The sequence below is a fragment of the Pseudoxanthomonas sp. Soil82 genome (genome assembly GCF_040446535.1).
Taxonomy (GTDB): Bacteria; Pseudomonadota; Gammaproteobacteria; order Xanthomonadales; family Xanthomonadaceae; genus Pseudoxanthomonas; species Pseudoxanthomonas kaohsiungensis.
In genome coordinates, this window is record NZ_JBEAAK010000002.1 from 581,653 (window position 1) to 606,341 (window position 24,689).

At 72.2% G+C, this 24,689-nt stretch carries 17 protein-coding genes and 2 pseudogenes; 7 read left to right on the forward strand and 12 right to left on the reverse strand.

Features of this window, described 5'->3' with window-relative positions:
• Positions 1–625: 625 nt before the first annotated feature.
• The 3 genes from ABKA19_RS08210 (at position 626) to ABKA19_RS08220 (ending at position 4,629) form a co-directional block, all read left to right on the forward strand.
• Positions 626–1,588, forward strand: a complete 963-nt coding sequence (locus ABKA19_RS08210; RefSeq protein ID WP_353688482.1) for an aminotransferase class IV — start codon at positions 626–628, stop codon at positions 1,586–1,588.
• Positions 1,585–2,331: a sulfotransferase-like domain-containing protein gene (locus tag ABKA19_RS08215; protein WP_353688483.1), complete on the forward strand. Its 747-nt coding sequence runs from the start codon at positions 1,585–1,587 to the stop codon at positions 2,329–2,331. Before ABKA19_RS08210 ends, ABKA19_RS08215 begins: the two co-directional genes overlap by 4 nt.
• A 147-nt stretch (positions 2,332–2,478) precedes the next feature.
• On the forward strand, positions 2,479–4,629 hold the full coding sequence (locus tag ABKA19_RS08220; protein WP_353688484.1) for a catalase: 2,151 nt from the start codon (positions 2,479–2,481) through the stop codon (positions 4,627–4,629).
• Between the two features lie 45 nt (positions 4,630–4,674).
• Here ABKA19_RS08220 and ABKA19_RS08225 read toward each other — a convergent pair whose 3' ends face one another.
• From ABKA19_RS08225 to lexA, 7 genes and pseudogenes are all read right to left on the reverse strand, one after another.
• Entirely contained in the window at positions 4,675–6,036 is a 1,362-nt protein-coding gene (locus ABKA19_RS08225) for an amino acid permease (RefSeq protein WP_353688485.1), read from the reverse strand.
• Positions 6,037–6,136: 100 nt separating this feature from the next.
• The gene (locus ABKA19_RS08230) at positions 6,137–6,736 is read right to left on the reverse strand and encodes a GIY-YIG nuclease family protein (RefSeq protein WP_353688486.1); all 600 of its coding nucleotides are present in this window, start codon (positions 6,734–6,736) and stop codon (positions 6,137–6,139) included.
• A gap of 233 nt (positions 6,737–6,969) precedes the next feature.
• A pseudogene (locus ABKA19_RS08235) lies at positions 6,970–7,530 on the reverse strand (alpha-ketoglutarate-dependent dioxygenase AlkB family protein); the annotation flags it as partial.
• Between the two features lie 130 nt (positions 7,531–7,660).
• The gene (locus ABKA19_RS08240; protein WP_353688487.1) at positions 7,661–11,092 is read right to left on the reverse strand and encodes an error-prone DNA polymerase; all 3,432 of its coding nucleotides are present in this window, start codon (positions 11,090–11,092) and stop codon (positions 7,661–7,663) included.
• Complete coding sequence (locus tag ABKA19_RS08245; RefSeq protein WP_353688488.1) at positions 11,089–12,549, reverse strand: Y-family DNA polymerase; 1,461 nt, start codon at positions 12,547–12,549, stop codon at positions 11,089–11,091. The genes ABKA19_RS08240 and ABKA19_RS08245 overlap by 4 nt, the downstream gene beginning before the upstream one ends.
• A 9-nt stretch (positions 12,550–12,558) precedes the next feature.
• Positions 12,559–13,188, reverse strand: a complete 630-nt coding sequence (gene imuA / locus ABKA19_RS08250; RefSeq protein ID WP_353688489.1) for a translesion DNA synthesis-associated protein ImuA — start codon at positions 13,186–13,188, stop codon at positions 12,559–12,561.
• Position 13,189: 1 nt separating this feature from the next.
• The gene (gene lexA, locus ABKA19_RS08255) at positions 13,190–13,846 is read right to left on the reverse strand and encodes a transcriptional repressor LexA (protein WP_353688490.1); all 657 of its coding nucleotides are present in this window, start codon (positions 13,844–13,846) and stop codon (positions 13,190–13,192) included.
• A gap of 393 nt (positions 13,847–14,239) precedes the next feature.
• Between lexA and ABKA19_RS08260 the strand changes: the two genes are divergently transcribed.
• The 4 genes from ABKA19_RS08260 to ABKA19_RS08275 all read left to right on the forward strand — a co-directional run bounded on the left by ABKA19_RS08260 (position 14,240) and on the right by ABKA19_RS08275 (position 17,892).
• A complete protein-coding gene (locus ABKA19_RS08260) occupies positions 14,240–15,460 on the forward strand; it encodes a helix-turn-helix domain-containing protein (protein WP_162378475.1) in 1,221 nt (406 codons plus the stop codon).
• A 48-nt stretch (positions 15,461–15,508) separates the two neighbouring features.
• Positions 15,509–16,183, forward strand: a complete 675-nt coding sequence (locus ABKA19_RS08265; protein WP_353688491.1) for an NHL repeat-containing protein — start codon at positions 15,509–15,511, stop codon at positions 16,181–16,183.
• 98 nt (positions 16,184–16,281) lie between these two features.
• Entirely contained in the window at positions 16,282–17,055 is a 774-nt protein-coding gene (locus ABKA19_RS08270) for a DUF899 domain-containing protein (protein WP_353688492.1), read from the forward strand.
• 201 nt (positions 17,056–17,256) lie between these two features.
• On the forward strand, positions 17,257–17,892 hold the full coding sequence (locus ABKA19_RS08275) for a hypothetical protein (protein WP_353688493.1): 636 nt from the start codon (positions 17,257–17,259) through the stop codon (positions 17,890–17,892).
• A gap of 469 nt (positions 17,893–18,361) precedes the next feature.
• Here ABKA19_RS08275 and ABKA19_RS08280 read toward each other — a convergent pair.
• From ABKA19_RS08280 to ABKA19_RS08300, 5 genes and pseudogenes are all read right to left on the reverse strand, one after another.
• A pseudogene (locus tag ABKA19_RS08280) lies at positions 18,362–18,730 on the reverse strand (transposase); the annotation flags it as partial.
• A 163-nt stretch (positions 18,731–18,893) separates the two neighbouring features.
• The gene (locus ABKA19_RS08285) at positions 18,894–20,333 is read right to left on the reverse strand and encodes a glycoside hydrolase family 30 protein (RefSeq protein WP_353688622.1); all 1,440 of its coding nucleotides are present in this window, start codon (positions 20,331–20,333) and stop codon (positions 18,894–18,896) included.
• Positions 20,334–20,597: 264 nt separating this feature from the next.
• Positions 20,598–22,874, reverse strand: coding sequence for a patatin-like phospholipase family protein (locus ABKA19_RS08290; RefSeq protein ID WP_353688494.1), 2,277 nt, complete (start codon positions 22,872–22,874; stop codon positions 20,598–20,600).
• Between the two features lie 510 nt (positions 22,875–23,384).
• Complete coding sequence (locus ABKA19_RS08295) at positions 23,385–23,912, reverse strand: DUF4199 domain-containing protein (protein WP_353688495.1); 528 nt, start codon at positions 23,910–23,912, stop codon at positions 23,385–23,387.
• Between the two features lie 301 nt (positions 23,913–24,213).
• Entirely contained in the window at positions 24,214–24,660 is a 447-nt protein-coding gene (locus ABKA19_RS08300; protein ID WP_353688496.1) for a helix-turn-helix transcriptional regulator, read from the reverse strand.
• Positions 24,661–24,689: the final 29 nt, after the last annotated feature.

Here is a 24,689-nt window from a genome sequence, read left to right on the forward strand (position 1 = left end):
GCAACAGCGTGGCGGCGCCAGCTCCGGGCTGAGCCGCGGCAATGCGCATGTGTTGCGGTCGGCGCGGCGGCACATCCGTGTGCCGACGCGCCGACGCGGACATCCTTGTCCGCTGCCGCAACACATGCGCATTGCCACGTCTTCGGGCGGGTCGGGGTCGTGGCTCCGTTACGGCGTGCAGGAAACAGCCTCCGGCCCGTTTCCTCCACCGAAGCCGGCTCGCGACCTTCAAGCTGGCGGCTAGCTTTCCAAGCCCGGCCGTCGAAGCCAGCGCTTTCGCCCAAGCACCGCTGCGGCTTTCCGAAGAAGAAGATCGCGACGCCTCCGCTTCCTGGCTCAGCCGAAGCCGCGCCCGCAATCGCCCCCGAGGACGCCGTCCTGCCGGGGCATGGCGCAAGTGGCACAAGGATGTGCCACGGCCCCTCGTACGGACAGGACGTCCGCCCGAGGGGTAAGCCATGCCCCGGTAGGACGGCGGCCCCCGGACGAAGCCAGCGCTGTAGCTGTAGCTGTAGCTGTAGCTGTAGCTTTGACTCAAACGCCAGCAGCACGCTTACGCATGCCAGCGGAATGAAGGCACTGGTTTACCATCGGTCCGAGTCCCCCTCGACCGCAGGAACCGCGCATGACCCAGGGTACCCAGCATTCTGCCGACGACCCGCGCAACGCCGACATCCTGATCTCGATCAACGGCACGATGAAGCATCGCAGGGAAGCGATGGTGTCCGTGTTCGACAGCGGCTTCGTGCTGGGCGACGGCGTGTGGGAGGGATTCCGCGTGGTCGGCGGGCACCCGGTCTTCCTCGACGCGCACCTGGACCGCCTGTACGAAGGCGCCAAGGCGATCATGCTCGACATCGGCCTGGACCGGACCGCCCTGACCCGCGCCATCTACGACACGCTGGATGCCAACGGCATGCGCGGGGACGGCGTGCACGTGCGGCTGATGGTCACCCGTGGGGTGAAGAGCACGCCCTACCAGGACCCGCGCGTCACCGTCGGCCCGGCCACCATCGTCATCATCCCCGAGTACAAGGTCGCCTCCGTGGCCGGCAGCCGGCGCGGATTGTCGTTGTATACGGTGCACGTGCGCCGCGGCTTTCCCGACGTGCAGGATCCCAAGCTCAACTCGCACAGCAAGCTCAACTGCATCACCGCCTGCATCCAGGCCTACGGCGCCGGCGCCGACGAGGCGCTGATGCTGGACCCGCACGGCTTCGTCGCCACCTGCAATTCCACCCACTTCTTCATCGTCCGCAAGGGCGAGGTGTGGACCTCGACCGGCCAGTACTGCCTGGGCGGCATCACCCGCGCCAACGTGATCGCCCTGTGCCGGGACAACGGCATCCCGGTATTCGAGAAGTCCTTCAGCCTGACCGACGTCTACGGGGCCGACGAGGCGTTCGTCACCGGCACCTTCGCCGGCGTGGTACCGGTGCGCACGGTCGACCATCGCCGCATCGGCTGGGAAGCCGAGTCCGACGCCGGCGCCGGGCCGGACGCGCGCGGCCCCATGGTCAGGCGCCTGCAGGCGCTGTACCAGGAGCGGGTCGCTGCGGACGTGGCCGCACGCGGGCCGCGTGCATGAACACGACCGCGGCCCCGCTGCGGGTGGCCATGTGGTCCGGCCCGCGCAACATCTCCACCGCGATGATGCGCGCCTGGGAAAACCGCGGCGACTGCGCGGTCAGCGACGAACCGCTGTATGCGCACTACCTGGCCCACACCGGTCTGGACCACCCGGCGCGCGATGAAGTCATCGCCGACGGCGAAACCGACTGGCGCAAGGTGGTGGACGCCCTGCTCGGCCCGGCGCCCGGCGGCGCGCCGGTCTGGTACCAGAAGCACATGACCCACCACCTGCTGCCGCACATCGGGCGCGACTGGATCGGCGGCCTGCGCAACGTGCTCCTGATCCGGGACCCGCGCCAGGTCGTGGCGTCCTACGTGAAATCCCGCGCCACCGTCACCGCGACCGACATCGGCCTGCCGCAACAGGTGGCGTTGTACGAGGAGCTGGCCGCGCGCGGCCAGCCGCCCCCGGTGATCGATGCCGGCGATTTCCTGCGCGCGCCCGAGGCGCACCTGCGGGCGCTGTGCGACTGGCTGGGAATCGGGTTCACGCCGCGTATGCTGGCCTGGCCAGCGGGACCGCGCGACAGCGACGGGATCTGGGCACCGCACTGGTATGCGCAGGTGTGGCAGTCGACCGGCTTCGAGCTTCCTGCGGACCGGGCACTGGAACTTTCCGGAGCCGCCGCCGAGGTGGCCGCCCGATGCCGCGACGACTACGAGCGCCTGCACGCCCTGCGCCTGCGCGTGGACGCGTGACCTGGTGCGCCGCCGGCGCTCGCAGCTGCACCCGGGTTCGAGCCGGCGCCTGACGCGGGCTTCACTCCACCTTCGCACCGCCTGCGCGCGCAACAAACGAACCGGCGTCCACCATGGCCTGTCCTACGCCGAGAACCAGGACCGACCATGGCCAGCCCGAAGAAGCCCGCCCGCGCTCCCGCCGCCGCCAAGTCAGCCGCTAAGCCGCCGGGTACCCGGCCACACCCTGGTTCCGGCGTCGATGCCGCCGACGCGCCCCGCGGCAACGGCGACGAGCTGCACCAGCAGGCCGGCGGGTCGCGCCCGCAGCTGACCACCAACCAGGGGGTGGTGGTCGCCGACAACCAGAACTCGCTGACCGCCACGCCGCGCGGCCCCACCCTGCTGGAGGACTTCATCCTCCGCGAGAAGATCACCCACTTCGACCACGAGCGCATCCCGGAGCGGATAGTGCACGCCCGCGGCAGCGCCGCGCACGGCTACTTCGAGCTCGACAAATCGCTGGCCAGGTACACCCGCGCGAAGCTGTTCACCGAAGTGGGCAAGCGCACGCCCGTGTTCACCCGCTTCTCCACCGTGGCCGGCGGGGCCGGCTCGGTCGACACCCCGCGCGACGTGCGCGGCTTCGCGGTGAAGTTCTATACCGAGGAAGGCAACTTCGACCTGGTCGGCAACAACATCCCGGTGTTCTTCATCCAGGACGCGATGAAGTTCCCGGACGTGGTGCACGCGGTGAAGATGGAGCCCGATCGCGCCTTCCCGCAGGCCGCCAGCGCGCATGACACGTTCTGGGACTTCATCTCGCTGACCCCCGAATCGATGCACATGATCATGTGGGCGATGAGCGACCGCACGATCCCGCGGTCGCTGCGCACGATCGAGGGCTTCGGCATCCACAGCTTCCGGTTCCTCGACGAGAAGGGCCAGAGCACCTTCGTCAAGTTCCACTGGCGGCCCAGGCTGGGCCTGCAGTCGACGGTATGGGACGAAGCCATGAAACTGCAGGCGGCCGACAACGACTTCCACCGGCGCGACCTGTTCGAAAGCATCCAGGCCGGCGATTTCCCCGAATGGGAACTGGGCGTGCAGCTGTTCACCGAGGAGGAGGCCGACGCGTTTCCGTTCGACCACCTCGACCCGACCAAGATCGTGCCCGAGGCGCTGGTCCCGGTACAGATCATCGGCCGCATGGTGCTGGACCGCTGGCCGGACAACTTCTTCGCCGAGACCGAGCAGGTGGCCTACTGCCCGGCCAACATCGTGCCGGGCATCGATTTCAGCAACGATCCCTTGCTGCAGGGCCGGCTGTTCTCCTATCTGGACACCCAGCTGTCGCGCCTGGGCGGTCCGAACTTCCACCAGCTCCCGATCAACCAGCCCAGGTGCCCGTTCGCCAACCACCAGCGCGACGGCCACATGCAGATGCAGGTGCCCAAGGGCCGGGTCAACTACGAACCCAGCTCGCTGCAGGAAGACAGCCCCCGCGCCGACCTGCGCGCCGGCTTCCGCAGCCATGCGACCCGGCCCGACGACGGCGCCAAGGGCCGGGTGCGCCCGGAAAGCTTCGCCGACCACTACAGCCAGGCGCGCATGTTCTTCACCAGCCTGGAGGCGCCCGAGCAGGCGCACCTGGCCTCGGCGCTGGTGTTCGAGCTGTCCAAGGTGGAGACGGCCAAGGTGCGTGAGCGCATGGTCGGCCACCTGATCCACATCGATGCCGCGCTCGCGCAGCGGGTGGCCGATGGCCTGGGCATGGACGGCGTGCCGCCCGCGCCGCCGGCGGCGGTGCCGCCCGCGCAGATGCCGCCCGCACCCGAGGTACGCATCATCGGCCGCATGCGCGAGACCCTGGAAGGCCGCTGCGTCGGGATCCTGATCGACGATGGCAGCGATGCCGCCGCGCTGGCGGCATTGCGCAAGGCCGCCGAATCGGCCGGCGCCACGGTGAAGATCGTCGCGCCCAAGCTGGGCGGTGCCGTGCTCTCGAACGGCAAGAAGCAACCGGCCGATGGCCAGCTGGCCGGCACGCCGTCGGTGGTGTTCGACGCGGTGGCGGTGCTGCTCGGCGAGGCGGCCGGGAAGAAGCTGGCGAAGGAATCGGCCGCGGTCGATTTCGTCGCCTTCGCCTGGGCGCACCTGAAGGCGATCGCGCACGACGCCGGCGCCGCGCCCCTGCTCAAGGCGGGCAACGTGGGCAAGGATGCCGGCATCGTCGATGCCGCCGACACCAAGGGCTTCATCGCCGCGGCCAGGACCCGGCAATGGGCGCGCGAACCGAAGGTCCGCACGCTGGCGTGACGGCAGGACCCGCCGCTCGCGCCGCGGGCGCGGGCGGCCGCGCCGTTACCGGTGCCGGGCGACCGCGCTGGCCGTGGCGATGGCCAAAGTCAACGCCACCATCGACAGGAACTGCACCCGCGTCTGCGGCCCGGCCAGCAGCAACGCGAAAATCAGCGCCACGATCGCCAGCGCCAGCATAGTCAGCACCGGGAAACCCGACATGCGGAACGGCAGGCGGGTACCGGCACGGTCCGCGCGGCGGCGCAGCACCCATTGCGACAGCAGGGCGATGGTCCACACCAGCAGGCAGGTGGAGCCGACGATGTTGAGCAGGGTCGGCAACACCCGCTCCGGAAACAGCAGTTCCAGGCCGGCGGCGACGAAACCGAACAGCACGCTGGCCAGCACCGCCGTCACCGGCACCAGGCGCGCATCGCTGCGGCCGAACACCGCCGGCGCTTCGCCGCGCTGGCCCAGTGACTGGATCATGCGCGAGGCGCCGTAGAGGTTGGCGTTGAGCGCCGACAGCAGCGCGACCACCGCCACCAGGGTGATCGCGGCGGCCGCGCCGGGGATGTTGGCCGCCTGCAGGACCGCCGCGAACGGCGACTTCAGCGCCGGGCTGGTCCACGGCACCACCGCGACGATCACGCTCAGCGAGCCCAGGTAGAAGACGACGATCCGCCAGGCCACGGTGCGGATCGCACGGGCCACGCTGCGCTCCGGATCCTCGGTCTCGGCCGCGGCCACCGCCACGATCTCGGTACCTCCGAATGCGAACACGACCACCAGCAGGGCCGCGCCGATCCCGGCCAGGCCGGCGGGCGCGAAGCCGCCATGCGCGGTGAAGTTGGACAGGCCGGGCGAAGCCACGTCCGGCAACCAGCCCAGCAGCAGGGCGACGCCGACCAGGATGAAGGCGACGATCGCCGCGACCTTGATGATCGCGAACCAGAATTCGAACTCGCCGAAGTTGCGCACGCCCAGCAGGTTGACCACGGTGAACGCGGCCATGAACAGCAGCGCCAGCGCCGGCACCGACAACGAAGGCCAGAGGGTGGCGAGCAGGCCGGCCGCGCCCACCGCCTCGGCCGCGATCACGATCACCAGCTGCACCCACCACAGCCAGCCCACGGTCGCGCCGGCGGTCGGACCCAGCGCATCGGCCGCGTAGACCGAGAACGCGCCCCGGTTCGGCCGCGCCGCGGCCATCTCGCCCAGCGCGTGCATCACGATGATCACCAGCGCGCCGGCCACCAGGTAGGACAGCAGCACCGCAGGACCGGCCAGTTGCACGCCCACGCCCGAGCCGAGGAACAGGCCGGCGCCGATCGCGCTGCCCAGGCCCATCATGATCAGCTGGCGCGGCTTGAGTGTGTGCGCGTTGCGCGCGGCGACGGGGGCGGCGGAACGGTCGACGGACATCGCGGGGACTCGCGGAAGGACGGCACACGATACAGGCAGCGGCTCCGGTACGGCAGGCCCGGCGGGCGACCCGGCGCGGCCGGGACGCACGCCGCCGCCGTCACCCCCGGCAGGCGCGCTGGTGCCAGGCGAGCACCGCCGGCGGCAGGCGCGCCTCGAGCGGGATCTGCAGCGCCACGCAGGCATCGAGCACGTCGCGCACCCGCCGCTGTGCGCCCGTCTGGCCGGCCAGGCCGTCCAGCTCTTCCACCGGCAGCTGGGCCAGGGTCCATTCGTGCAGGCGGTCGGCACGCTCGACCAGCGCGGCGCGCAGCCAGCCCCGCAGTGAGTGCACCCGGTAACCGCGCTGGCCCAGCGCCGCCACGCGCGCGGCGAGCTCGGCTTCCGCGCCGCGGAACCATTCGGTGTGGCCGCCAGCGGCCGCTGCGATGGCCAGGGGCGCCGGCGCGTTGTGCTCGCCCAGGCCACCGCGCAGCTCCAGCTCCAGGTCGCGGGCGTCGCGCGTGGACTCGGCCTCGACCAGCCGGCCGCGCTCCAGGTCGAAGAACTCGAACCAGCGCCGGTGCAGCGCGCCGATGCGCGAGAGCGGATCGTTCGAGAAGCCGATCTTGCAGTGGTCTTCCCAGCGGCAGGGGAACACGTAGGCGAAGCAGCGCCCGTCGGTCGGCACCCGTCCGGCCGGCTCGCCTGCCCCTGCCATGCAGTCGCTGGCGCGACCCGCGGCGACAAGGCGCGACGCCCTCATCGCGCACCGGCCTTGCGCGGGAGCCGGCCCACGTGCCGTCCGGCATCCATGCCACCACGCGATGCGTCGGCGACATGCCGCGCGTTCTCCTCCGGCGCCGACACCCCGCCGCGCAGTCCCTGCGCCGGGGTGAAGGTGCGGCGCAGCCCGCCGCTGGCCGGCGGCGACGACGGACGCGGCGGCACGTCCGGGCGCGCCCGGAACACCACGCTCATCCGCGGCGGCACCGGCCGGGTGGTCTTGGGGATGCCGTGCTCGTGGGTGACCTGGCTGGCATGGCTCATCACCAGCAGGCTGCCCGGCTCCAGGTCGATTCCGAGCGCGCGGCCCCCGGCCTTGGCGCGGATGTTCATGCGGCGCGCGGCGCCCAGCGAGAGCAACGCGATCGGCTGCCCGGGCACCAGCATGTGCAGCTTGTCGTTGTGCATGGCGACGCTGTCGCGGCCGTCGCGGTACAGGTTCAGCCCGGCCGAGTTGTAGGCGCCGGGGACCACCGCCTGCACGCGCGCCAGCATCGCCGCCAGTGGCAGCCCGGGCGGCATCGCATCCAGCGGGTACCAGGCCTGCAGCCGCGGCACGTCGACCACGCGGTCGTACATCGGCCGCCGCTGGTGCTGCCAGTCGCAGCCCTCGCTCAACGCGTGGAACCACGCCGTGGCCTCGCCGTCGCCGAGGAACGCGGGCCAGTAGCGGATCCCGCCTTCGGCGTCCTCGACCAGCTGCAGCGGAGTGGCGGCGAACAGGTCCATGCTCATGCTCCCGGCACGCGTGTCGCCACGGCGGGGCCGCGCGGAGGCGCGGGCACGCGGCACCCGCGGATCGCGCATGCAGGGCGTGCCGCGCGCCAGTGCTGTCGCGTGGTGGTGACGGCGGCGGTGTTCAATGGAAGTCCCGCGAATCGACCGGCAGGCCGCCGAGCAGGCCGCTGAGGTCTTCCATGCGCCCGGCGACCAGGTGCTCGACGCCATCCACCCGCTCCCAGCGCCCGCGCACGGCCAGCAGCCGCGAGTGCAGCAGCGGCTTGCGCTGGCGGATGGCCAGGTGCGGCCAGACGATCACGTTGACCATGCCGTGCTCGTCCTCCAGCGTGACGAAGATCGTGCCCTTGGCCGTGGCCGGGCGCTGGCGCTGGGTCACCAGCCCGGCCACGTGCACGCCGCTGCCGTGCGGCCGCCCGCGCAGTTCGCGCGAACCGAGGATCCGCCGCTGCACCATCTGCTCGCGCAGCAGGGCCATCGGATGGGTGCGCAGGCTCAGTCCGGTGCTGCGGTAGTCGGCGGCCAGTTCCTCGCCCAGGCGCGGCGCCGGCAGTTCGATCCGCGCCTCGTCGGGACTGCCAGGCAGCAGCGGCCGCCGCTGCTCGATGCCGGCCACTTCCCAGCGCGCGGCGTTGCGGTGGCCGGCCAGCGCATCCAGCGCGCCCGCCTCGGCCAGCGCATCGCGTGCCTTCGCATCCAGGCCGGCGCGCAGGCACAGGTCGCGCACGTCGGCGAACGGCCGCTGCGCGCGCGCGGCCACGATCGCACCGGCCACCGCCTGCGACATCCCGGCGACCTGGCGCAGGCCCAGCCGCAGCGCCGGCTGGCCGCCATCGTCGTCCAGCCCGGCACGCATGCGTCCGCCCTCCAGCGTGTTGTCCCAGTGGCTGTGGACCACGTCCACCGGCCGCACCTCGATGGACGCACGCGCGCCGCGGCCGCGGCGCGCGTCCTGCACGATCTGGCTGGCCGAGTAGAAACCCATCGGCTGCGCGTTGAGCAGGGCGCAGGCGAACGCCGCCGGTTCGTGCCGCTTCAGCCAGCAGCTGACGTAGACCAGCTTGGCGAACGAGGCGGCGTGGCTCTGCGGGAATCCGTAGGAACCGAAGCCCTTGATCTGCTCGAAGATCTGGTCGATGAATTCGGTCGAGTAACCCTTGTCCTCCATCAGTTCGCGGATGCGGATCCGGTGCGGCTCCATGTCGCCACCGCGCTTCCAGGCCGCCATCGAGCGGCGCAGGCCGTCGGCCTGGTCGGCGTCGTAGCCGGCATGCATCACCAGCTCCATCACCTGCTCCTGGAACAGCGGGATGCCCAGGGTGTCGCCGAGGATCGCCTTCACGCCCTCGGAGGGATAGGTCACCGGCTCCTTGCCCATGCGCCTGCGCAGGTAGGGATGGACCATGCCGCCCTGGATCGGGCCGGGGCGCACGATCGCCACCTGCACCACGATGTCGTAGAACTTCGCCGGCCTCAGCCGCGGCAGCATGCTCATCTGCGCGCGCGACTCGATCTGGAACACGCCGACCGTGTCGGCGGCCTGCATCATCGCGTACGTCGGCACGTCGCCGCCCGGCACGGTGGCCATCTCCAGCTTCAGGCCGCGATGCCGCTCCACCAGGTCGAAGGCCTTGCGGATGCAGGTCAGCATGCCCAGCGCCAGGCAGTCGACCTTGAGCAGGCCCAGCGTTTCCAGGTCGTCCTTGTCCCACTGGATGATGCTGCGGTCGACCATCGCCGCGTTCTCCACCGGCACCAGCGCCGACAGCGGCGCATCGGAGATCACGAAGCCGCCGACGTGCTGCGACAGGTGCCGCGGCCGGCCTTCGACCATCCCCGCCAGCCCCAGCACCTTGCGCACCAGCGGGTTGCCGGGGTCGAAGCCGGATTCGCGCAGGCGCTGCTCCATCGGCGTCTCGCCGTTGCCCCAGCCGAAGCATTCGGCGAGCAGTCCGATCTGGTCCTGGGGCAGGCCGAAGGCCTTGGCCACGTCGCGCACCGCGCTCTTGCCGCGGTAGCTGATCACCGTGGCGGCCAGCGCCGCGCGCTGGCGCCCGTACTTGCCGTAGACGTACTGCATCACCTCTTCGCGGCGCTCGTGCTCGAAGTCCACGTCGATGTCGGGCGGCTCCTTGCGCGCGCGCGACAGGAAGCGGGCGATCAGCAGCCGGGTTTCGGCCGGGTTCACCGCGGTGATGCCCAGCGCGTAGCACACCGCCGAGTTGGCGGAGGAACCGCGGCCCTGGCAGAGGATTCCCTTCTCCCTGGCGAAGCGGACGATGTCGTGCACGGTGAGGAAGAACGCCTCGTACTCCAGCTCGGCGATCAGGGCCAGCTCTTCCTCGATCTGCGCGCGGACCTTGTCCGGCGCGCCACCGGGCCAGCGTTCGCGCATCCCCGCCTCGGTCAGCGCGCGCAGGTGACTGGCCGGCGTGTGGCCTTCGGGCACCAGTTCCTTCGGATACCGGTACTTCACCTCGCGCATGCTGAAGGTGCAGCGCTTCGCCAGCGCCGCGGCCGCTTCCAGCAGGTGGGCGGGATGGATGTTCGCCAGCGCGCGGCGCGTGCGCAGGTGGCGCTCGCCATTGCGGAACAGCAGCGCACCGGCTTCGGCCAGGGTGGTGTTGTGGCGGATCGCGGTCAGCGTGTCCTGCAGCACGCGCTCGCGGCGGTGGGCCATGTGCACGTCGCCGCTGGCCAGCGCCGGCATGTCCAGCTGCGCGGCCAGCGCCAGCAACTGCCGCAGGCGCGCGGCATCGTCCTGCTCGCGGTGCAGTTCCACCGCCAGGTGCGCGCGGCCACCGAACACCGACTGCAGCCAGCGGCCCTGCGCCGGGTCGGGCTGCGCCCCGGGGATCCACAGCGCGAACAGGCCGCACGGAGGCCGGCCGACGGTGCAGCCGGGCAAGCCCGGCTCTACGCCGGGTGCCTCCGCTCTCGTAGAGCGGGGCTTGCCCCGCTGTCCCGCGCCGCGTTCCTGCGACCCGTGCGGGCAGCCGGGCGAGCCCGGCTCTACGGCGCCATCCGCTTCCCGTAGAGCGGGGCTTGCCCCGCTGCCTTGCCTCCCCGCAGCGACCACCCGCTCCACGTCCGCGCGCGCCAGGCGGTAGCCCTTGCCGTCGACGTTGCGCCGGGCCACGGTGATCAGCTCGCACAGCCGGGTGTACCCGGCATGGTCCTCGACCAGCAGCACGCACTTCAGGCCATCGTCCAGGACGAACTCGCTGCCGACCACCAGCGGCACGCCGGTGGCCTCGGAGGCCTCCAGCGCGCGCACGATCCCGGCCAGCGAGCATTCGTCGGTGATCGCCAGCGCGCCGTAGCCACAGCGCCTGGCCCGCTCGAACAGCGAGGCCGCATCGCTGGCCCCGCGCAGGAACGAGAAGTCCGACAGGCAATGCAGTTCCGCATACGCCGGCAGGCCGTCGTCAGCGGCGGCCACGTCGTCGTTGGCCGCGCGCAGCCCGAGCCGCTGCGCCACTTCCCACGCGCGCGGCGGACGCCCGCCGGGGGTGTCGCGGTCCACGCCGTCGACGGCCTCGTCCCAGCTCATCCGAACCACCCGTGCAGCATCCAGCCGCCTTGCTCGCCCGGCGGCGCGAACGCCCAGGCGCGCTGGCCCTGCGCAGTCTCCAGCACGTAGTAGTCGCGGCGCGCGTCGGCATCGTCCCACCAGCCGCTTTCCAGCCGCTCCGGGCCGGACACGATGTGCACCGCGCCGCGCAGCGGCACCGGCTGCGGCAGCAGCCAGGCGGGCCGCGCCGGTCGCGCCGGCGCGGACGCGATCTTCGCCTCGTCGCCCTGCATCCGCCGCCAGGCGCGCTCCGGGCGCGGATCGCCGTCCGGCGCGACCCGGTACACCGCCTCGTCGCCCAGCCGCGCGCGCAGGCGCTCGCGCAGCTGCGGCCAGGGCAGCTGCTGCTGGTGGCGGGTGTCGAACAGGTCGCGGCTGGCCGGCACGAACGGCGGCAGCTGCCGCGCCAGCAGGCGCATGGCCACCACCGGCGCCGGGATCCGCACGCGCTCGAGCCGGCTGCGCGCCAGCTCGAACAGCATCGCCGGTTCGCGCTCGGCGGCGAGCAGGCCGACGTCGACGTCGGTATGCGCGTTGCCGCGGCTTGCCGTGCCCTGCCCCGTTGCCATCGACGGCGTCCGCTCATGCTCCAGCCGCAGCACGAAGCGCTGCACGCCGCCGTCGCGGATCGACAGGAAGGTGCACAGGTCGCCGATGAGGCGGCGCAGCGGGAACAGCAGCGCGGTGTGGCTCTCGACCTCGTAGCCCAGTTCGACCCGCGCCTCGAAGTGGTCGGGGGGCTGGTAGAGCTCGAGCGGGTCGTCGGCCTGGCCGTACAGCCGGTCTAGGTGCTCCAGCAGCGGCAGGCCGAAGCGGCGGCGCAGCGCATCGCGCGGCATGCCGCGCAGCATGCGCAGGTCGGCGATGCCCATGCGCTGCAGGCGCGTGCCCAGCCCGTCGGGCAGGCAGGCGCGGCGCACCGGCACCCGGTCCAGCTGGGTGGCCATGGTCGCCGCGTGCGGGATCGCCAACCCGTCGCGCAGCCCGGCGAACACCCGTGCCGCGCGCGGCGTCGGCGCCAGCGCGATGCGGTGGCGGAAGCCCAGCGCCTCGAGTTCCCCGCGCAGGCGCGCCTCGATCCGTGGCCACGGCCCGAGCAGGCCGAAGCTGCCGCGCACCTCCAGCAGCAGGCAACCGGGCCACTGCGCGCTGACCAGCGAGCTGTGCCGGTAGGCCCAGGCGGCCAGGAACCGCTGCACGCGTGCTTCGGCCGCTTCCTCGTGCTCGACCATGGCGAAGTCGCGCAGCAGCGCGTGCGCGGCGACCAGGCGCATGCCCGGCGCCAGGCCCGCGGCCGCGGCGGCGGCATTGACCGCGTGCAGGGTGCGCAGCTGCGCCGGCCCTTCGACCAGCGCCAGCGGCGCCTGCGGATCAGGCCTTCGGCGGAGGACGGCGTCGAGCGCCAGCTGCGGCAGCAGTACACAGGCCCAGAGCATGGCCCCGCCTCACGCCGCGCCCGGAAGGACGAAAGCCTGCGCAGGCGCAGGACCGCCGCGGCACTTGCGTACCTGCCACGCGCTCGCGCCCTGCGCATCGCGCGTACGCTCCAGGCGCAGCGCCGCCGGCGAGGCGTTGACCGCATGCCTGCGGTCGCGCAGGGCGAAGCCCAGGCAGGCGCCGCTGTCGGCGGCCACCTGCAGCCGCCGCAGCGCGGCCGCGTCGGCCTGCTGCGGCCAGCCCAGCACCGCGGCGCAGGCGCCGCTGCGCAGGCACTGTTCGAATGCCCACAGCGCATCGCGCGCACTGGCCTCGACGATCTCCAGCCAGGCCAGGTCCACGCCCGCGTCCTGCCAGGCTGGCGCATAGGGGATGTACGGCGGCGCGACCAGGGCGACGGTGCCGCCGGCGCGGGTCATCCGCGCCAGCGTCGGCAGCAGCAGCGACAGCTCGCCCACGCCATCGGCCGGCAGCAGCAGCTCGGTCAGCGCGCGCCGCGGCCAGCCGCCCTGCGGCAGCAGCGCGTCCAGCGCGGCGTGGCCGGTGGGCTCGCCATCGGCGGCGATCGCCGTACTGCGCCCGGCGTGCCACAGCGTGCGCGCGGCGAGCATCGACTCCAGGGCGACCGGCTGTCCCATCTCAACCCTTCCGTACCAGGCCGCAGTACACGCCCTCGATCGCGAAGTCCTGCCCGGGCCCGACCTCGATCGGCGCATGCGCCGGATTGCGCGGCAGCAGCCGGATCGTCCGCCGCGCGCGCTGCAGGCGCTTGATGGTCAGTTCGCCGTCGACCCGCGCGACCACGGTCTGCCCGTCGCGCGCTTCCGGCGTGCGGTGCACGCCGACCAGGTCGCCGTCGAGGATGCCGTCGTCGATCATCGAATCGCCCTGGACCCTGAGCAGGTAGTCGGGACGCGGCGAGAACAGGCGCCGGTCCAGCCACAGCTGGCTGTCCGGATCGACCAGGCCCGCCCCGGCCTGCATCCCGGACCCGGACACGCCCTCGGCGCTGATGGGATGGCCGGCCGCGACCCGGCCCAGCACCGGCAGCGGCAGCAGGTCGGCTGCCCCGCCCGGCAGGCGCAGGCCGCGCTTGCGCCCGGCCGCCTGCTCGATCAGGCCGTCGGCGACCAGCGCCTGCACGTGCTTCTGCGCCGCGTTGCGCGAGGCGAAGCCGAAGGCGCCGGCGATCTCGGCCAGGCTCGGCGCACGCCCGGCGGCCAGTTCGGCACGCAGGAAGGCCAGCACGGCGGCGCGCTGGGGCGGGAGGTTCGGCGGCGTGTCGGCGGGATCCATGGTGTACATTTGTACACCTTCCGGTCGCAGGAGGCGAGAGTCCACCGTCACGCCCGCCCATGGACAGACCGGTGCTTTCGTAGAGCGGGGCTTGCCCCGCTGCTTTGGCCCTGGATACGCCATCGGACAGGCGCAGCCGGGCAAGCCCGGCTCTACGGCGGCGCGTCCGGAGAACCTGCAATCCGGACCGGCACGACCTCACATAGAGCGGGGCTTGCCCCGCTGCTGCGCCATTGGATGCACCATCGGACAGGCGCAGCCGGGCGAGCGCGGCTCTACGGCGGCGGTGCAAAGGCGTGCAATCCGGCGCGGGCCGCGCACGCCGGCCGCTTCGATGCCGCATCCGCCGCGCCCGATCGCGCGGTAGGCTCCGCCCATGGATAGCCTGCGCCCATGGATTCGCTGATCGCCGCCTCCGCGCGCGCGCTCGCCGGCGGTGATGCGCTGGGCGTGCTCAAGCGCATCGCCTTGCGCGAGGACCCGCCGGCGCTGGCGCTGCGCGGGATCGCGATGGCCCAGCTCGGCGACCTGGCGCGCGCGCGCGAACTGCTGCAGCAGGCCAGTCGCGGCTTCGGCCCGCGCGAACCGCTGGCGCGCGCCCGCTGCAGCGTCGCCGAAGCCGAAGTCGCCCTGGCCCTGCGCGACCTCGACCAGCCACCGCGCACGCTGGCCGCCGCCATCGACACCCTCCAGGCCCACGGCGATTCCGCCAATGCCGCGCATGGACGGGTAATCGCGCTGCGCCGGTTGCTGCTGCTGGGCCGGCTGGGCGAAGCCCGCGCCGCGCTGGCCCAGCTGGACGGACAGGCCCTGCCCGCGCCGCTGGCCGCGATCGCCTGCCTGGCGGCGGCCGAACTGGCGCTGCGCGCGGTACGCACCGCACCGGCACGCGAAGCGCTGGCCCAGGCGCAGGCGGCGGCCACCCGTGCCGGCATTCCCGCCCTGCTTGCCGAGATCGAAACCACCCGGGCCACGCTGCAGCAGGTGGCCGCGCGGCAACCCACCGCCGGCGGCGAGCGCGCGCTGCGGCTGGCCGACGTCGAAGCGCTGTTCGCTTCCGGTGCGCTGGTCGTCGACGGCTGCCGGCTGCGCGTGCGCAGTGCCGATGCGTGGTTGCCGCTGGTCCGGCGCCCGGTACTGTTCGCGCTGGTGCGCGGCCTGGCCATGGCCTGGCCGCAGGCCGCACCGCGCGACGCGCTGGTCGCCGAGGCGTTCCGGTTGCGCCGCATCGACGAGACCCACCGCGCGCGCCTGCGCGTGGAGATCGGCCGGCTGCGCGCACTGCTGGCGCCGTGGGCGGCGATCGAGGCCAGCGGCGAGGGTTTCGTGCTGCTGCCGCACGACGGGCGCGCGGTGGCGATGCTGCTGCCGCCGGTGGACGACGAACATTCGCCGCTGCTGGCCCTGCTCGGCGATGGCGAGGCCTGGTCGACCACGGCGCTGGCCCTGGCGCTGGGCAGCAGCCAGCGCACCGTGCAGCGCGCGCTGTCCGCGCTGGAGTCCGCCGGGCGCGTGCGCGCGGTCGGCCGCACCCGCAACCGGCGCTGGGTGGCCGCGTCCGCGGGCGGTTTCGCGACGACATTGTTACTCCCCGCTTCGCTGCCCGCGGCGTAAGGTCCATCGCAACGCACCGCTACGGTGCCCCATGCGGAAGATGCCCCGATGAACGACTCCCACGACCCGCGCGACGTCGCCGCAGTGCCGGCCCAACCGGCCGAACTCGTGCGCGAGTACGGCCCGTTCGATGGCGACGTCGGCGGCGTCAGCTTCGACGGCCGGCGCGTGTGGGCCGCGATCGGCCCGCGCATGCTCGCCTTCGATCCGGCCAGCGGCGAGACCGAACGCGTGCTCGAACACGCGGCCGACGCCGGCACCGCCTTCGACGGCACCCATCTCTACCAGCTCGCCGAAGCGCGCATCGACAAGATCGATCCGGCCACCGGCGCGGTGGTGCATTCGATCCCCGCGCCCAGCCAGGGCCGCGACTCGGGCATGGCCTGGGCCGACGGCAGCCTGTGGGTCGGCGAGTACCGCGAGCGGCGCATCCACCAGGTCGATCCGCAAAGCGGCCGCATCCTGCGCAGCCTGGACTCCAACCGCTTCGTCACTGGCGTGACCTGGGTCGACCACCAGCTCTGGCATGGCGTCTGGGAAGGCGAGGAAAGCGAGCTGCGCCGGATCGACCCCGACGACGGCACCGTGCTCGAACGGCTGAGCCTGCCGGAAGGCATCTTCGTCAGCGGCCTGGAGTCCGATGGCGCCGACCTGTTCTATTGCGGCGGCGGTGGCAGCCGCAAGGTCCGCGCGCTACGCCGTCCGGCACGCGGCGGCGGCTGACCGCCCACCCGCCTTCCGCCCTTTCCGATGTTCCGCCTGCCGGCCCTGCGCCGGCACGGGCAGGCCATGCCCACTCCCTCCCCCACGAAGGACACGCCATGAACGCGATCGCCACCCCAACCCTCCCCGACGCTCCGCGCATCGCCAGCCGCGAGGCCTGGACCCGCCAGCGCCTGGAACTGCTCGAACGCGAGAAGGCGCTGTCGCGCCTGCAGGACCAGGTCGCGCGCGAACGCCGCGCTCTGCCGTGGGTGCGCGTGGATACCCGCTACGTGTTCGACACCCTCGACGGCTCGCGCACGCTGGCCGAGCTGTTCGGCGGACGCAGCCAGCTGCTGGTGCAGCACTTCATGCTCGGCCCCGGCTGGGAGGAAGGCTGCCGCAGCTGCTCGTTCATGGCCGACCACATCGACGGCATCGCCGTGCACCTGGCCCATCGCGACATCGCCCACGTGGCCGTCTCGCGCGCGCCGCTGGCGCAGATCGAGCGCTTCCGCCAGCGGATGGGCTGGCGCTTCCGCTGGGTGTCCTCGCACGGCACCGCCTTCAACCGCGATTTCGGCGTGGGCTTCGACCCGGACCAGCGCGTCGACGGCGAGGTCGTCTACAACTACGCCCGCCGGGCCATCGCGCGCGACGAGGCACCGGGCATCAGCCTGTTCGCGCGCGACGCCGCCGGCACCGTGTTCCACACCTACTCGACCTACGGCCGCGGCGTGGAAGCGATGATCGGCGCCTACCGTCTGATCGACCTGGCGCCGAAGGGCCGCGACGAGGACGGCCTGCCGTACAGCATGGCCTGGGTGCGCCACCACGACCGCTACGAGGACGCGACGGTGGCGCCCGCGTCCTGCTGCGGCGGCAACCGCTGACCGACGCCGCAGGCGCGTACCGCCTTGGCCGCTGCCACGACGACCGTCGCGCGCCATGGACATCGTTTGGGCTGTACTGTCGACGACGGGGCGATGCGATCGCCACGAACGCGCTCCGTCGCGGACTTTCCTGCGGGGAGCGAGGATGAGGATGGACATCCCGTTGCGCTTGTTGCATGAAGCCGGCACTGGAGGCCCGCCATGAGCACCTGGTGGCCCTGGCTGCTGGTCGCCGGCGCCGGTGCCCTGCATGGCCTGCATCCGGCTTCGGGCTGGCCGCTGGCCAGCGCCTGCGCCTGGCGGGGGCGCGATTGGCGCGTGGCGGCGCGGGCGATGGTCCCGCTCGCCGCCGGCCACGTCGCCGCGGTGGCGCTGTTCGCGGCGGCGGTGATGTTCGGCACCCGGTTTTCGCCGGCGCTGGTGACGGGCGGGATCGCAGCCGTGCTGCTGGCCATGGTGGCGCACTGGTTTTTCCGCCGTTCCATGCACCACTCAGTGCACCGCTCGATGCACCGTTCCGTGCCGCCACTCGCGCACTCTTTGTTGCGCCACGTCATGGAGTGGAATGTGCTGCCGCCCTGCGGCCGCATGCCGACGCTGGGCCTGGGCCTGGCCGCGTTCCTGCTCGCCCACCTGCACGGCGCGGGATGGCTGCTGCTGCCGGCGCTGCTGCCGCTGTGCGCCGCTGCTCCCGGCTCGCACCCCGCCCTGGGCATGGATCCCCGGGTAACCACCACGCTGGCGGTGGTGGCCGTGCATGCCACCGCCATGGTCGCCACCGCCGCGCCGCTGGCGATCGGCGCCGCCTTGCTCGCCCGGCGTCGCAGCAACGCGTAGAGCCGGGCTCGCCCGGCTGCGCCGTCACCGAGGACGCCCGAAGCCAAGGCAGCGGGGCGAGCCCCGCTCTACGAGGAGCATGTCGCCGCGGGCCGCGCGCACGCCAAGGTGGCCGGGCGCGCGTAGAGCCGGGCTCGCCCGGCTGCGCCGTCGCCGAGGACGCCCGAAGCCAAGGCAGCGGGGCGAGCCCCGCTCTACGAAGAGCGTGTCGCCGCGGGCCGCGCGCACGCCAAAGGTGGCCGGCGCACGTAGAGCCGGGCTCGCCCGGCTGCCGTGCCGAAGACGCCCGAAGCCAAGGCAGCGGGGCGAACCCCGTTCTACGTCGGGTAGCGGCACCAGGCGTATGGATAGGCGCCGGCCTGGGAAACGAGGCCACGCCGGATCGGGTTGCCGAGGATGTAATGCGCTGCGCCAGCAGGTCCTCGTGGTCGCGCATCCGGTGGTCGTAATAGCCGGCTTGCCAGACCGCACCATCCGTGCCGCGGAGCAGGTTGATCCGACGCGCGCTGCACGACTTCACCCGCCCCACCACCTGCGCCAGCGAAAATCCCTGCAGCTCGAACATCCAGTGGAGGTGGTCCGGCATCACCACCCAGGCCAATGACATGGCCATGCCCAGGCGCCCGGCCAGCCGGAGCTCATCGACGACCGCTTCGGCAGCGTCGGCATCGGCGAACGTCGCGCGCCGGCCCGCCGCGACCGCGGTGATCGCATACGTTGCGCCGTGGATGGCCTCGCGGCCGTGCTGCAGGCGGGGACTGGACATGCCGCCAGCATCACCCGTCCGCAGAAGTCCGCGAATCGGCCTACCTCCCGCCCACACGCCGGAAATTGCCATCCACCGAGCCGGGCTTGCCCGGCTGCCCTTGCAGGAAAAGCTCCCGGGGGCAGCGGGGCGAGCCCCGCTCTACGGCCCCATCGTCGCGGCACGCTCGTAGAGCCGGGCTTGCCCGGCTGCCCTTGCACCAAAGGCAGCGGCGCGACAGGCCGCCCGCGCGCGCTCAGTGCACCAGCGTCTGGATCGCGTGCGCCGGGATGGTGACCCGGGTCGAGGCGGTGCCGACGTAGTAGTTGTAGGCGATCTCCTTGCCGGTCGGATTCATCACCACCGTGGCCAGGGTGCCGTCCGGGTTGAGGAAGGCGGTCGCCAGCAGGTTGCTGCGGCTGCTGGCCGCGCTCACCCGCCGCGCCTGCGGGCGCAGGAACTTGGAGAAGTGGCCGATGTACCAGTAGCTGGGCGTGTAGACCAGTTCGCCGGTGCGGGTGTCGGCGTGGATCGGCGAGAAGCAGTAGTTGCCGACGTGGTTCGGGCCGCCGGTCTCGTCGAGCAGCATGTTCCAGTCGATCCAGCCCGACGCGCCGTTGTTGAGGTCGTTGATGATCGAGGTGCCGTAGCGCTCGCCGTTGGCCCAACGCTGCACCTGCGACCAGTCGAACTTCTCCACCGTGGCCTCGGTCAGCAGCAGCACCTTGTCCGGGTAGGACTCGTGCACGCGGCGCACGTTCTCGAACATGGGGTCGAAGCCGGCCCAGGTCTCGTACCAGTGGAAGCCCATGCCCCACGCGTACTTCGATGCTTCCGGATCGCCGAAGATCACGTTGGCACGATGGACCATCATGTCGCGGTTGTGGTCCCACACCACGATCTTCGTGTCCGGATGCGCGCTGGCCTTGATGGTGGGACCGAGGTGGTTCTTGAGGAAGTCGCGCTCCTCTTCGGCCGTGTACAGCATCGACTCCCAGGTCTGCTTGGCCATCGGCTCGTTCTGCAGGCTGATCGACCAGATCGGAATGCCCTCGGCGGTGTAGGCGTCGATGAACTTCGTGTAGTAGTTCGCCCAGGCGGCGGCGTATTCGGGAAGCAGCTTGCCGCCCTGGAGCATGCGCTTGCTGTCCTTCATGAAGGCCGGCGCGCTCCACGGACTGGCCATCATCGGCAGCGTGCCGCCGGCGGCGGCGATCGCGCGCTTGATCATCGGGATCCGGTACTGGCGGTCGTGCTCGATCGAGAAGGTCTCCAGGTCCTTGTCGCCTTCCTCGACGTAGGTGTAGCTGCCGCTGGCGAAGTCCGAGCTGTGGATGGTGGTGCGCGCCAGGGTGTAGCCGATGCCCTGCTCGGTGTCGTAGTAGGCGCGCAGCAGTTCTTCCTGGCGCGCGGGCTCGAGCTTGGCGAAAGTCTCGGCGGTGGCGTCGGTGATCGCCCCGCCGATGCCCAGCAGCGACTGGAAGCGCATGCCGGGGTCGACGAAGACCGAGTTCTCGCCTTCATTGAGCGGATGGCCGGCCTTGAGCGGCGCGGCCTGGCTGCGCGCCATCTGCTGCCTGGCGCCCTGCGCGCTGGTGTAGATCGTGACCACCTCGCCTCCCTTGCCGCCTGCGGCAGTCCCGGCCTTGGGCGTGGCGGCCTGCGCCGGCAGCGCCAGCATGACCAGCGCTGTCATCAAAATGGACTTCACGGCTCCCTCCTCGTTGTCGTGACGGCGCAGGGTAACCCGGCCGGCGCATCGACGTCCTCGTGGGGCCGGGTTTGGCCGCCTGTGTCGCCCCGCGTAGAGCCGGGCTTGCCCGGCTGCCTCACCGCCGAGGCGTCCCTCGAAAGCAGCGGGGCAAGCCCCGCTCTACGAACGCACCGCCCCGCGCGGAACCGGGCAGGCCCGCCTGCGCCACCCCGAGTAGAGCCGGGCTTGCCCGGCTGCGCGCGCACTTCAGAACGGCCGGCCGATCTCCAGGAACAGCACGCCGTCGCCGCCCTCGCGCAGTCCGTAGCCGAACTGCATCGGCCCGATCCACGAGTCGAAGCCCACGTACACGCTGCCGTTGAACACGCCGTCGCTCCAGTCCATCTGCCACCGCCGCTCCCAGGCGTTGCCGTACTCGAGCGTGGTCCCCACGACCGCCGAGCGGCTGAATATCGAGGCCAGCTGGTAGCTGTAGCCGAGCATCACCAGCGCGTAGTTCTGCCCGGTCAGTTCGTTGTAGTGGTAGCCCACCAGGCGCCCGCGCCCGCCCATGCGGTGGCGCTCGGACAACGGCAGCACGCCGTCGATGGTGGCGTGGTACGCCAGCGCGGCCTGCACCGCGTGGCGCCCGAACGGAATCGCGCCGAGCACGTCCAGCCCCACCTCCTCGAAGTCGGCATCGCCGCCCAGCCAGCCGGTGGTGGCGCGATACATCACGCGCGTCGAATAGCCCTCGCGCGGGAAATACAGGCTGTCCAGCCGGTCCACCTGGGCCCAGGTGAACCAGGTCCCGGCGCCCAGGTCGAGGTCGGGCAGGTCCGGATCGCCGACCAGCACTTCGGCCGTGCCATCGGTCCGTTCCAGTCCCAGTTCGGCCGCGCCATAGCGGCCGAAGGTCCGGCCCAGGCTCAGCGCCATGCCGGCCACCGAGCCTTCGTAGGTGGCGACGCGGTCGCCGCGCAGGTTGAACAGCGGCATGTCGCTGCCCTGGATCCCGGCGCGGCCATAGAAGTACCAGCGCCACATCGGGTCGAACGGGTGGTAGTACTCGCCCTGCAGGCCGGGCTCGCTGCCGAGGCCGAGCAGGATCCGCGCCTCGGCGCCGTACGGCGTCACCGGGGCGCGCAGCAGTGCCAGCTGCAGGCTTGATTCGTAGTTGCCGTTGAAGTCGGTCTGCAGGCGCAGGCCGGCCTGCAGGTAGTTGGGCCCCTGCGGCTTCTCGCGCGCATGCACGACCACGCCGGTGCGGCCGTCCTCCTCCACCACCTGGTAGCTGACGCTGGCGAAGGTGTCCTCGCTGTACACCCGCAGTATCGACGCCTCCATCCGCTGCGGATCCAGCGGCTGGCCCAGCGGGACCTCGAGCATCCCGGCGATGACCTCGTCGGCGTAGGGGCTCTCGTTCTCCAGCCGCACGAACTCGATGACCGGCTTGTCGACCGGCGCCGGCCTGGCTGGCGCGCCGGCGCGCCAGCGCGGCATCGCCGCAAGCTTGCCGTTGGCGGCCTGCGCGGCTTCGTCGCCGATGCGCAGGGCATCGACCGCCTTGTCGAAATCGCCGGTGGCCACCTCGTCGCCCAGCGGCGGCACGATCAGCACGTCGTTGGGGCCCAAGGTGTCGGTGGAACGGCGGGTATTGCCGACGGTCAGCATGCCGGTGAGCTGGGACACCACCTGCAGCACGCTGGCGTTGCTGCCCAGCGCCATCAGTGGCGTGCCCACGTCCACCGCGATCACCACGTCGGCGCCCATCCGCCGGACCGTGTCGATCGGCACCTGGTCGGCGATGCCGCCGTCGATCAGCACCCGGCCGTCGATCTCCACCGGCTGGAAGATGCCCGGCAGCGACATCGACGCGCGCATCGCCTCGGGCAGGCTGCCGCTGCCCAGCTCCACCGCCTCGCCGGTGTTGAGGTCGGTGGCGATGGCGCGGAACGGGATCGGCAGCTCGTCGAAGTCGCGCACCGTGGCCACCGCCATGGTTTCCTGCTGGAACATCGACAGCACCCGCTCGCCCTGCATCACCCCGGGCGACACCTCCAGCTTGCCGCGGCCCAGGCCGATGCCGATCGTGGCCACGCCGTCGCGGTCGTCCTGCTTGCGCCGGAACGAGCGGTCGCGCCGCTCGATCGAATCGTCGAACAGGCGCTTCCAGTCGGTCTCGGTGACGATCCTCTCGAGCTGGTCGATCGAGCCGCCGGCCGCGTACATGCCGCCGACCAGCGAGCCCATGCTGGTGCCGGCGATGCAGTCCACCGGGATACCCAGTTCTTCCAGCTTGCGCAGCACGCCGATGTGGGCCACGCCGCGCGCACCGCCACCGCCCAGGGCCAGGCCGATGCGCGGGCGCGAGGTGTCGCCGTCGCGCTGCGGGCACGAGTGGCCGTTGCTGGAGATGGCCGGCGCGGTCGGCACCGGCGCCGGCGACTGCTGCGCCTGTTCGATCCGCTCCAGCGCCGCCTCGGCGCGCGAGGCTGGCGCCTGCGCCAGGGCCGACGGCGCCAGCAGTGCCAGGAGCAGCATGGCCAACGCGCGGGCGGGCCGGTGCCGGGTCGCGCCGTCCAGTACGGGGGAGATGCAGGAATGCGCGGGAACGATGGGGTGCGCGTGGCCGGTGGTGGCCCGTCTCCTGCTCCGGTCCTGCCGATCCTGCATGTGGGCGCTCCATGGCGTTGGCGTGGGTCGAACGCAGCGTGCGCCGGCATTATGCCGACGCTGGCCGCGCCAGGACCCCAAGCCTGCGGGATGCCAGGCATCCCCGCCCATCGGACCTAGGACCCACATCGATCCTTCGGCGGCCGCGTCGCGCCGGATCGCCCCGCCGCACTCGCGTAGAGCCGGGCTCGCCCGGCTGCGCCCGCCCTTGCGCTCCACCCCGGCACCCGGCGGCGCTTGACCGACGAGGCATCCGCTGCGTCCTGCCGACCACGCACCGACGCACGGGCAGCGGGGCAAGCCCCGCTCTACGCGATGCGGCGCCCATAGAGCCGGGCTCGCCCGGCTGCGCCCTACCCACGCCACACCCGCTGCGCCCTATCGGGCCGCGCGTGGCCGGCGCAGCGCCAGGGCCGACACCAGCGACACCAGCACTCCGACCGGGAAGATCTCGACGAAGGTCATCGGCATGCGCACCAGCGGGTTGCGGTACATCGCCTCGAACGCCTGCGCCTCGGCGATGACCCGCTCGAGCTGGGCGCCGTCCACGCCCTTGCTGCGCGCGCCCTCGACCATCGAGTTGGCGAAGAACGCGGCGAAGTCCCGGTCGGCCAGCACCAGGCACAGCTCCCAGGCGGCCACGTAGACCAGCCCGGCGACCGCGCTGATGCCCAGCCCCAGCCCGAACGCCGGCCAGAACCGGATCACCCCGCCGCCGGCAACGTCGCGGTGGTGGCGGATGCCGACGTACACCGCGCTGAGCGCGATGAGCATCGAGGCGAACCCGAGCGCCATGCCGACCCCGCCGGCCGGCGGCTGGCCCTGGAACACCAGCATGGTCGCCAGCAGTGCGCCGCCGGCGACCACCCCGGCGATCAGTCCGTACTTCAGGAGAGTGCGCCACATGGCCATGACCTCGTCGTGTTGAAGGACGCCCATTGGGCACCGCGGCCACGCCGCCGGCAATCGTAGGAAAGGGTGATTCGGCATCCGCCGCCCTTTCGAGCGGGCCGCAGCCATTCGTAGAGCGGGGCTCGCCCCGCTGCTTCTTTCGCCGGCGCCGCGACAGCGCAGCCGGGCAAGCCCGGCTCTACGGGAGCATCGCCGAAGGCAGCCCGCGAACCCGTCGCGCCATTCGTAGAGCGGGGCTTGCCCCGCTGCTCTTCCAGGGGGGGCACCGCGACAGCGCAGCCGGGCAAGCCCGGCTCTACGGGACCAGGCCCAGCTCGCGCGCGCGACGCAGGGCGTCGGTGCGGCGGCGCGCGCCGAGCTTCTCGAACAGCCGCGCCACGTGCGTCTTCACCGTATTCGGCGAGACGTGCAGGCGCGCGGCGATCTCCTTGTTCGAATGCCCCGCGGCCAGCTCGGCCAGCACCGCCATCTCGCGTGGGCTGATGCCCAGCGCCGCCTGCGCGCGCGGATTGCCGTCGAACGCCGGCGCCGGCCCGCCACGCCGGCCCCACAGCCGCGCCCCCAGCCACAGGCCCAGCGCCAGGAAACCCCCGGCCAGCAGCAGGTCGTAGACCTCGGCCGCATGGCTGCGGACCAGGCGCTGGTAGTCCAGCCAGGCGAGCGCGCCGGAGCCGGCGGCGAGCAGCGCGCCGTACAGGACGGCGGCCTTCCACCAGGACGGCAGATGCGGACGCGAGGGCATCATGGCGCCATGCTAACCGCCACGGTTGC

Excerpts from the sequence above, each read along its gene's own strand:
- ABKA19_RS08210 (WP_353688482.1), top strand. The coding sequence starts at position 626 with ATGACCCAGGGTACCCAGCATTCTGCCGACGACCCGCGCAACGCCGAC.
- ABKA19_RS08215 (WP_353688483.1), top strand. The coding sequence starts at position 1,585 with ATGAACACGACCGCGGCCCCGCTGCGGGTGGCCATGTGGTCCGGCCCG.
- ABKA19_RS08220 (WP_353688484.1), top strand. The coding sequence starts at position 2,479 with ATGGCCAGCCCGAAGAAGCCCGCCCGCGCTCCCGCCGCCGCCAAGTCA.
- ABKA19_RS08225 (WP_353688485.1), bottom strand. The coding sequence starts at position 6,036 with ATGTCCGTCGACCGTTCCGCCGCCCCCGTCGCCGCGCGCAACGCGCAC.
- ABKA19_RS08230 (WP_353688486.1), bottom strand. The coding sequence starts at position 6,736 with ATGGCAGGGGCAGGCGAGCCGGCCGGACGGGTGCCGACCGACGGGCGC.
- ABKA19_RS08240 (WP_353688487.1), bottom strand. The coding sequence starts at position 11,092 with ATGAGCTGGGACGAGGCCGTCGACGGCGTGGACCGCGACACCCCCGGC.
- ABKA19_RS08245 (WP_353688488.1), bottom strand. The coding sequence starts at position 12,549 with ATGCTCTGGGCCTGTGTACTGCTGCCGCAGCTGGCGCTCGACGCCGTC.
- imuA (WP_353688489.1), bottom strand. The coding sequence starts at position 13,188 with ATGGGACAGCCGGTCGCCCTGGAGTCGATGCTCGCCGCGCGCACGCTG.
- lexA (WP_353688490.1), bottom strand. The coding sequence starts at position 13,846 with ATGGATCCCGCCGACACGCCGCCGAACCTCCCGCCCCAGCGCGCCGCC.
- ABKA19_RS08260 (WP_162378475.1), top strand. The coding sequence starts at position 14,240 with ATGGATTCGCTGATCGCCGCCTCCGCGCGCGCGCTCGCCGGCGGTGAT.
- ABKA19_RS08265 (WP_353688491.1), top strand. The coding sequence starts at position 15,509 with ATGAACGACTCCCACGACCCGCGCGACGTCGCCGCAGTGCCGGCCCAA.
- ABKA19_RS08270 (WP_353688492.1), top strand. The coding sequence starts at position 16,282 with ATGAACGCGATCGCCACCCCAACCCTCCCCGACGCTCCGCGCATCGCC.
- ABKA19_RS08275 (WP_353688493.1), top strand. The coding sequence starts at position 17,257 with ATGAGCACCTGGTGGCCCTGGCTGCTGGTCGCCGGCGCCGGTGCCCTG.
- ABKA19_RS08285 (WP_353688622.1), bottom strand. The coding sequence starts at position 20,333 with ATGACAGCGCTGGTCATGCTGGCGCTGCCGGCGCAGGCCGCCACGCCC.
- ABKA19_RS08290 (WP_353688494.1), bottom strand. The coding sequence starts at position 22,874 with ATGCTGCTCCTGGCACTGCTGGCGCCGTCGGCCCTGGCGCAGGCGCCA.
- ABKA19_RS08295 (WP_353688495.1), bottom strand. The coding sequence starts at position 23,912 with ATGTGGCGCACTCTCCTGAAGTACGGACTGATCGCCGGGGTGGTCGCC.
- ABKA19_RS08300 (WP_353688496.1), bottom strand. The coding sequence starts at position 24,660 with ATGCCCTCGCGTCCGCATCTGCCGTCCTGGTGGAAGGCCGCCGTCCTG.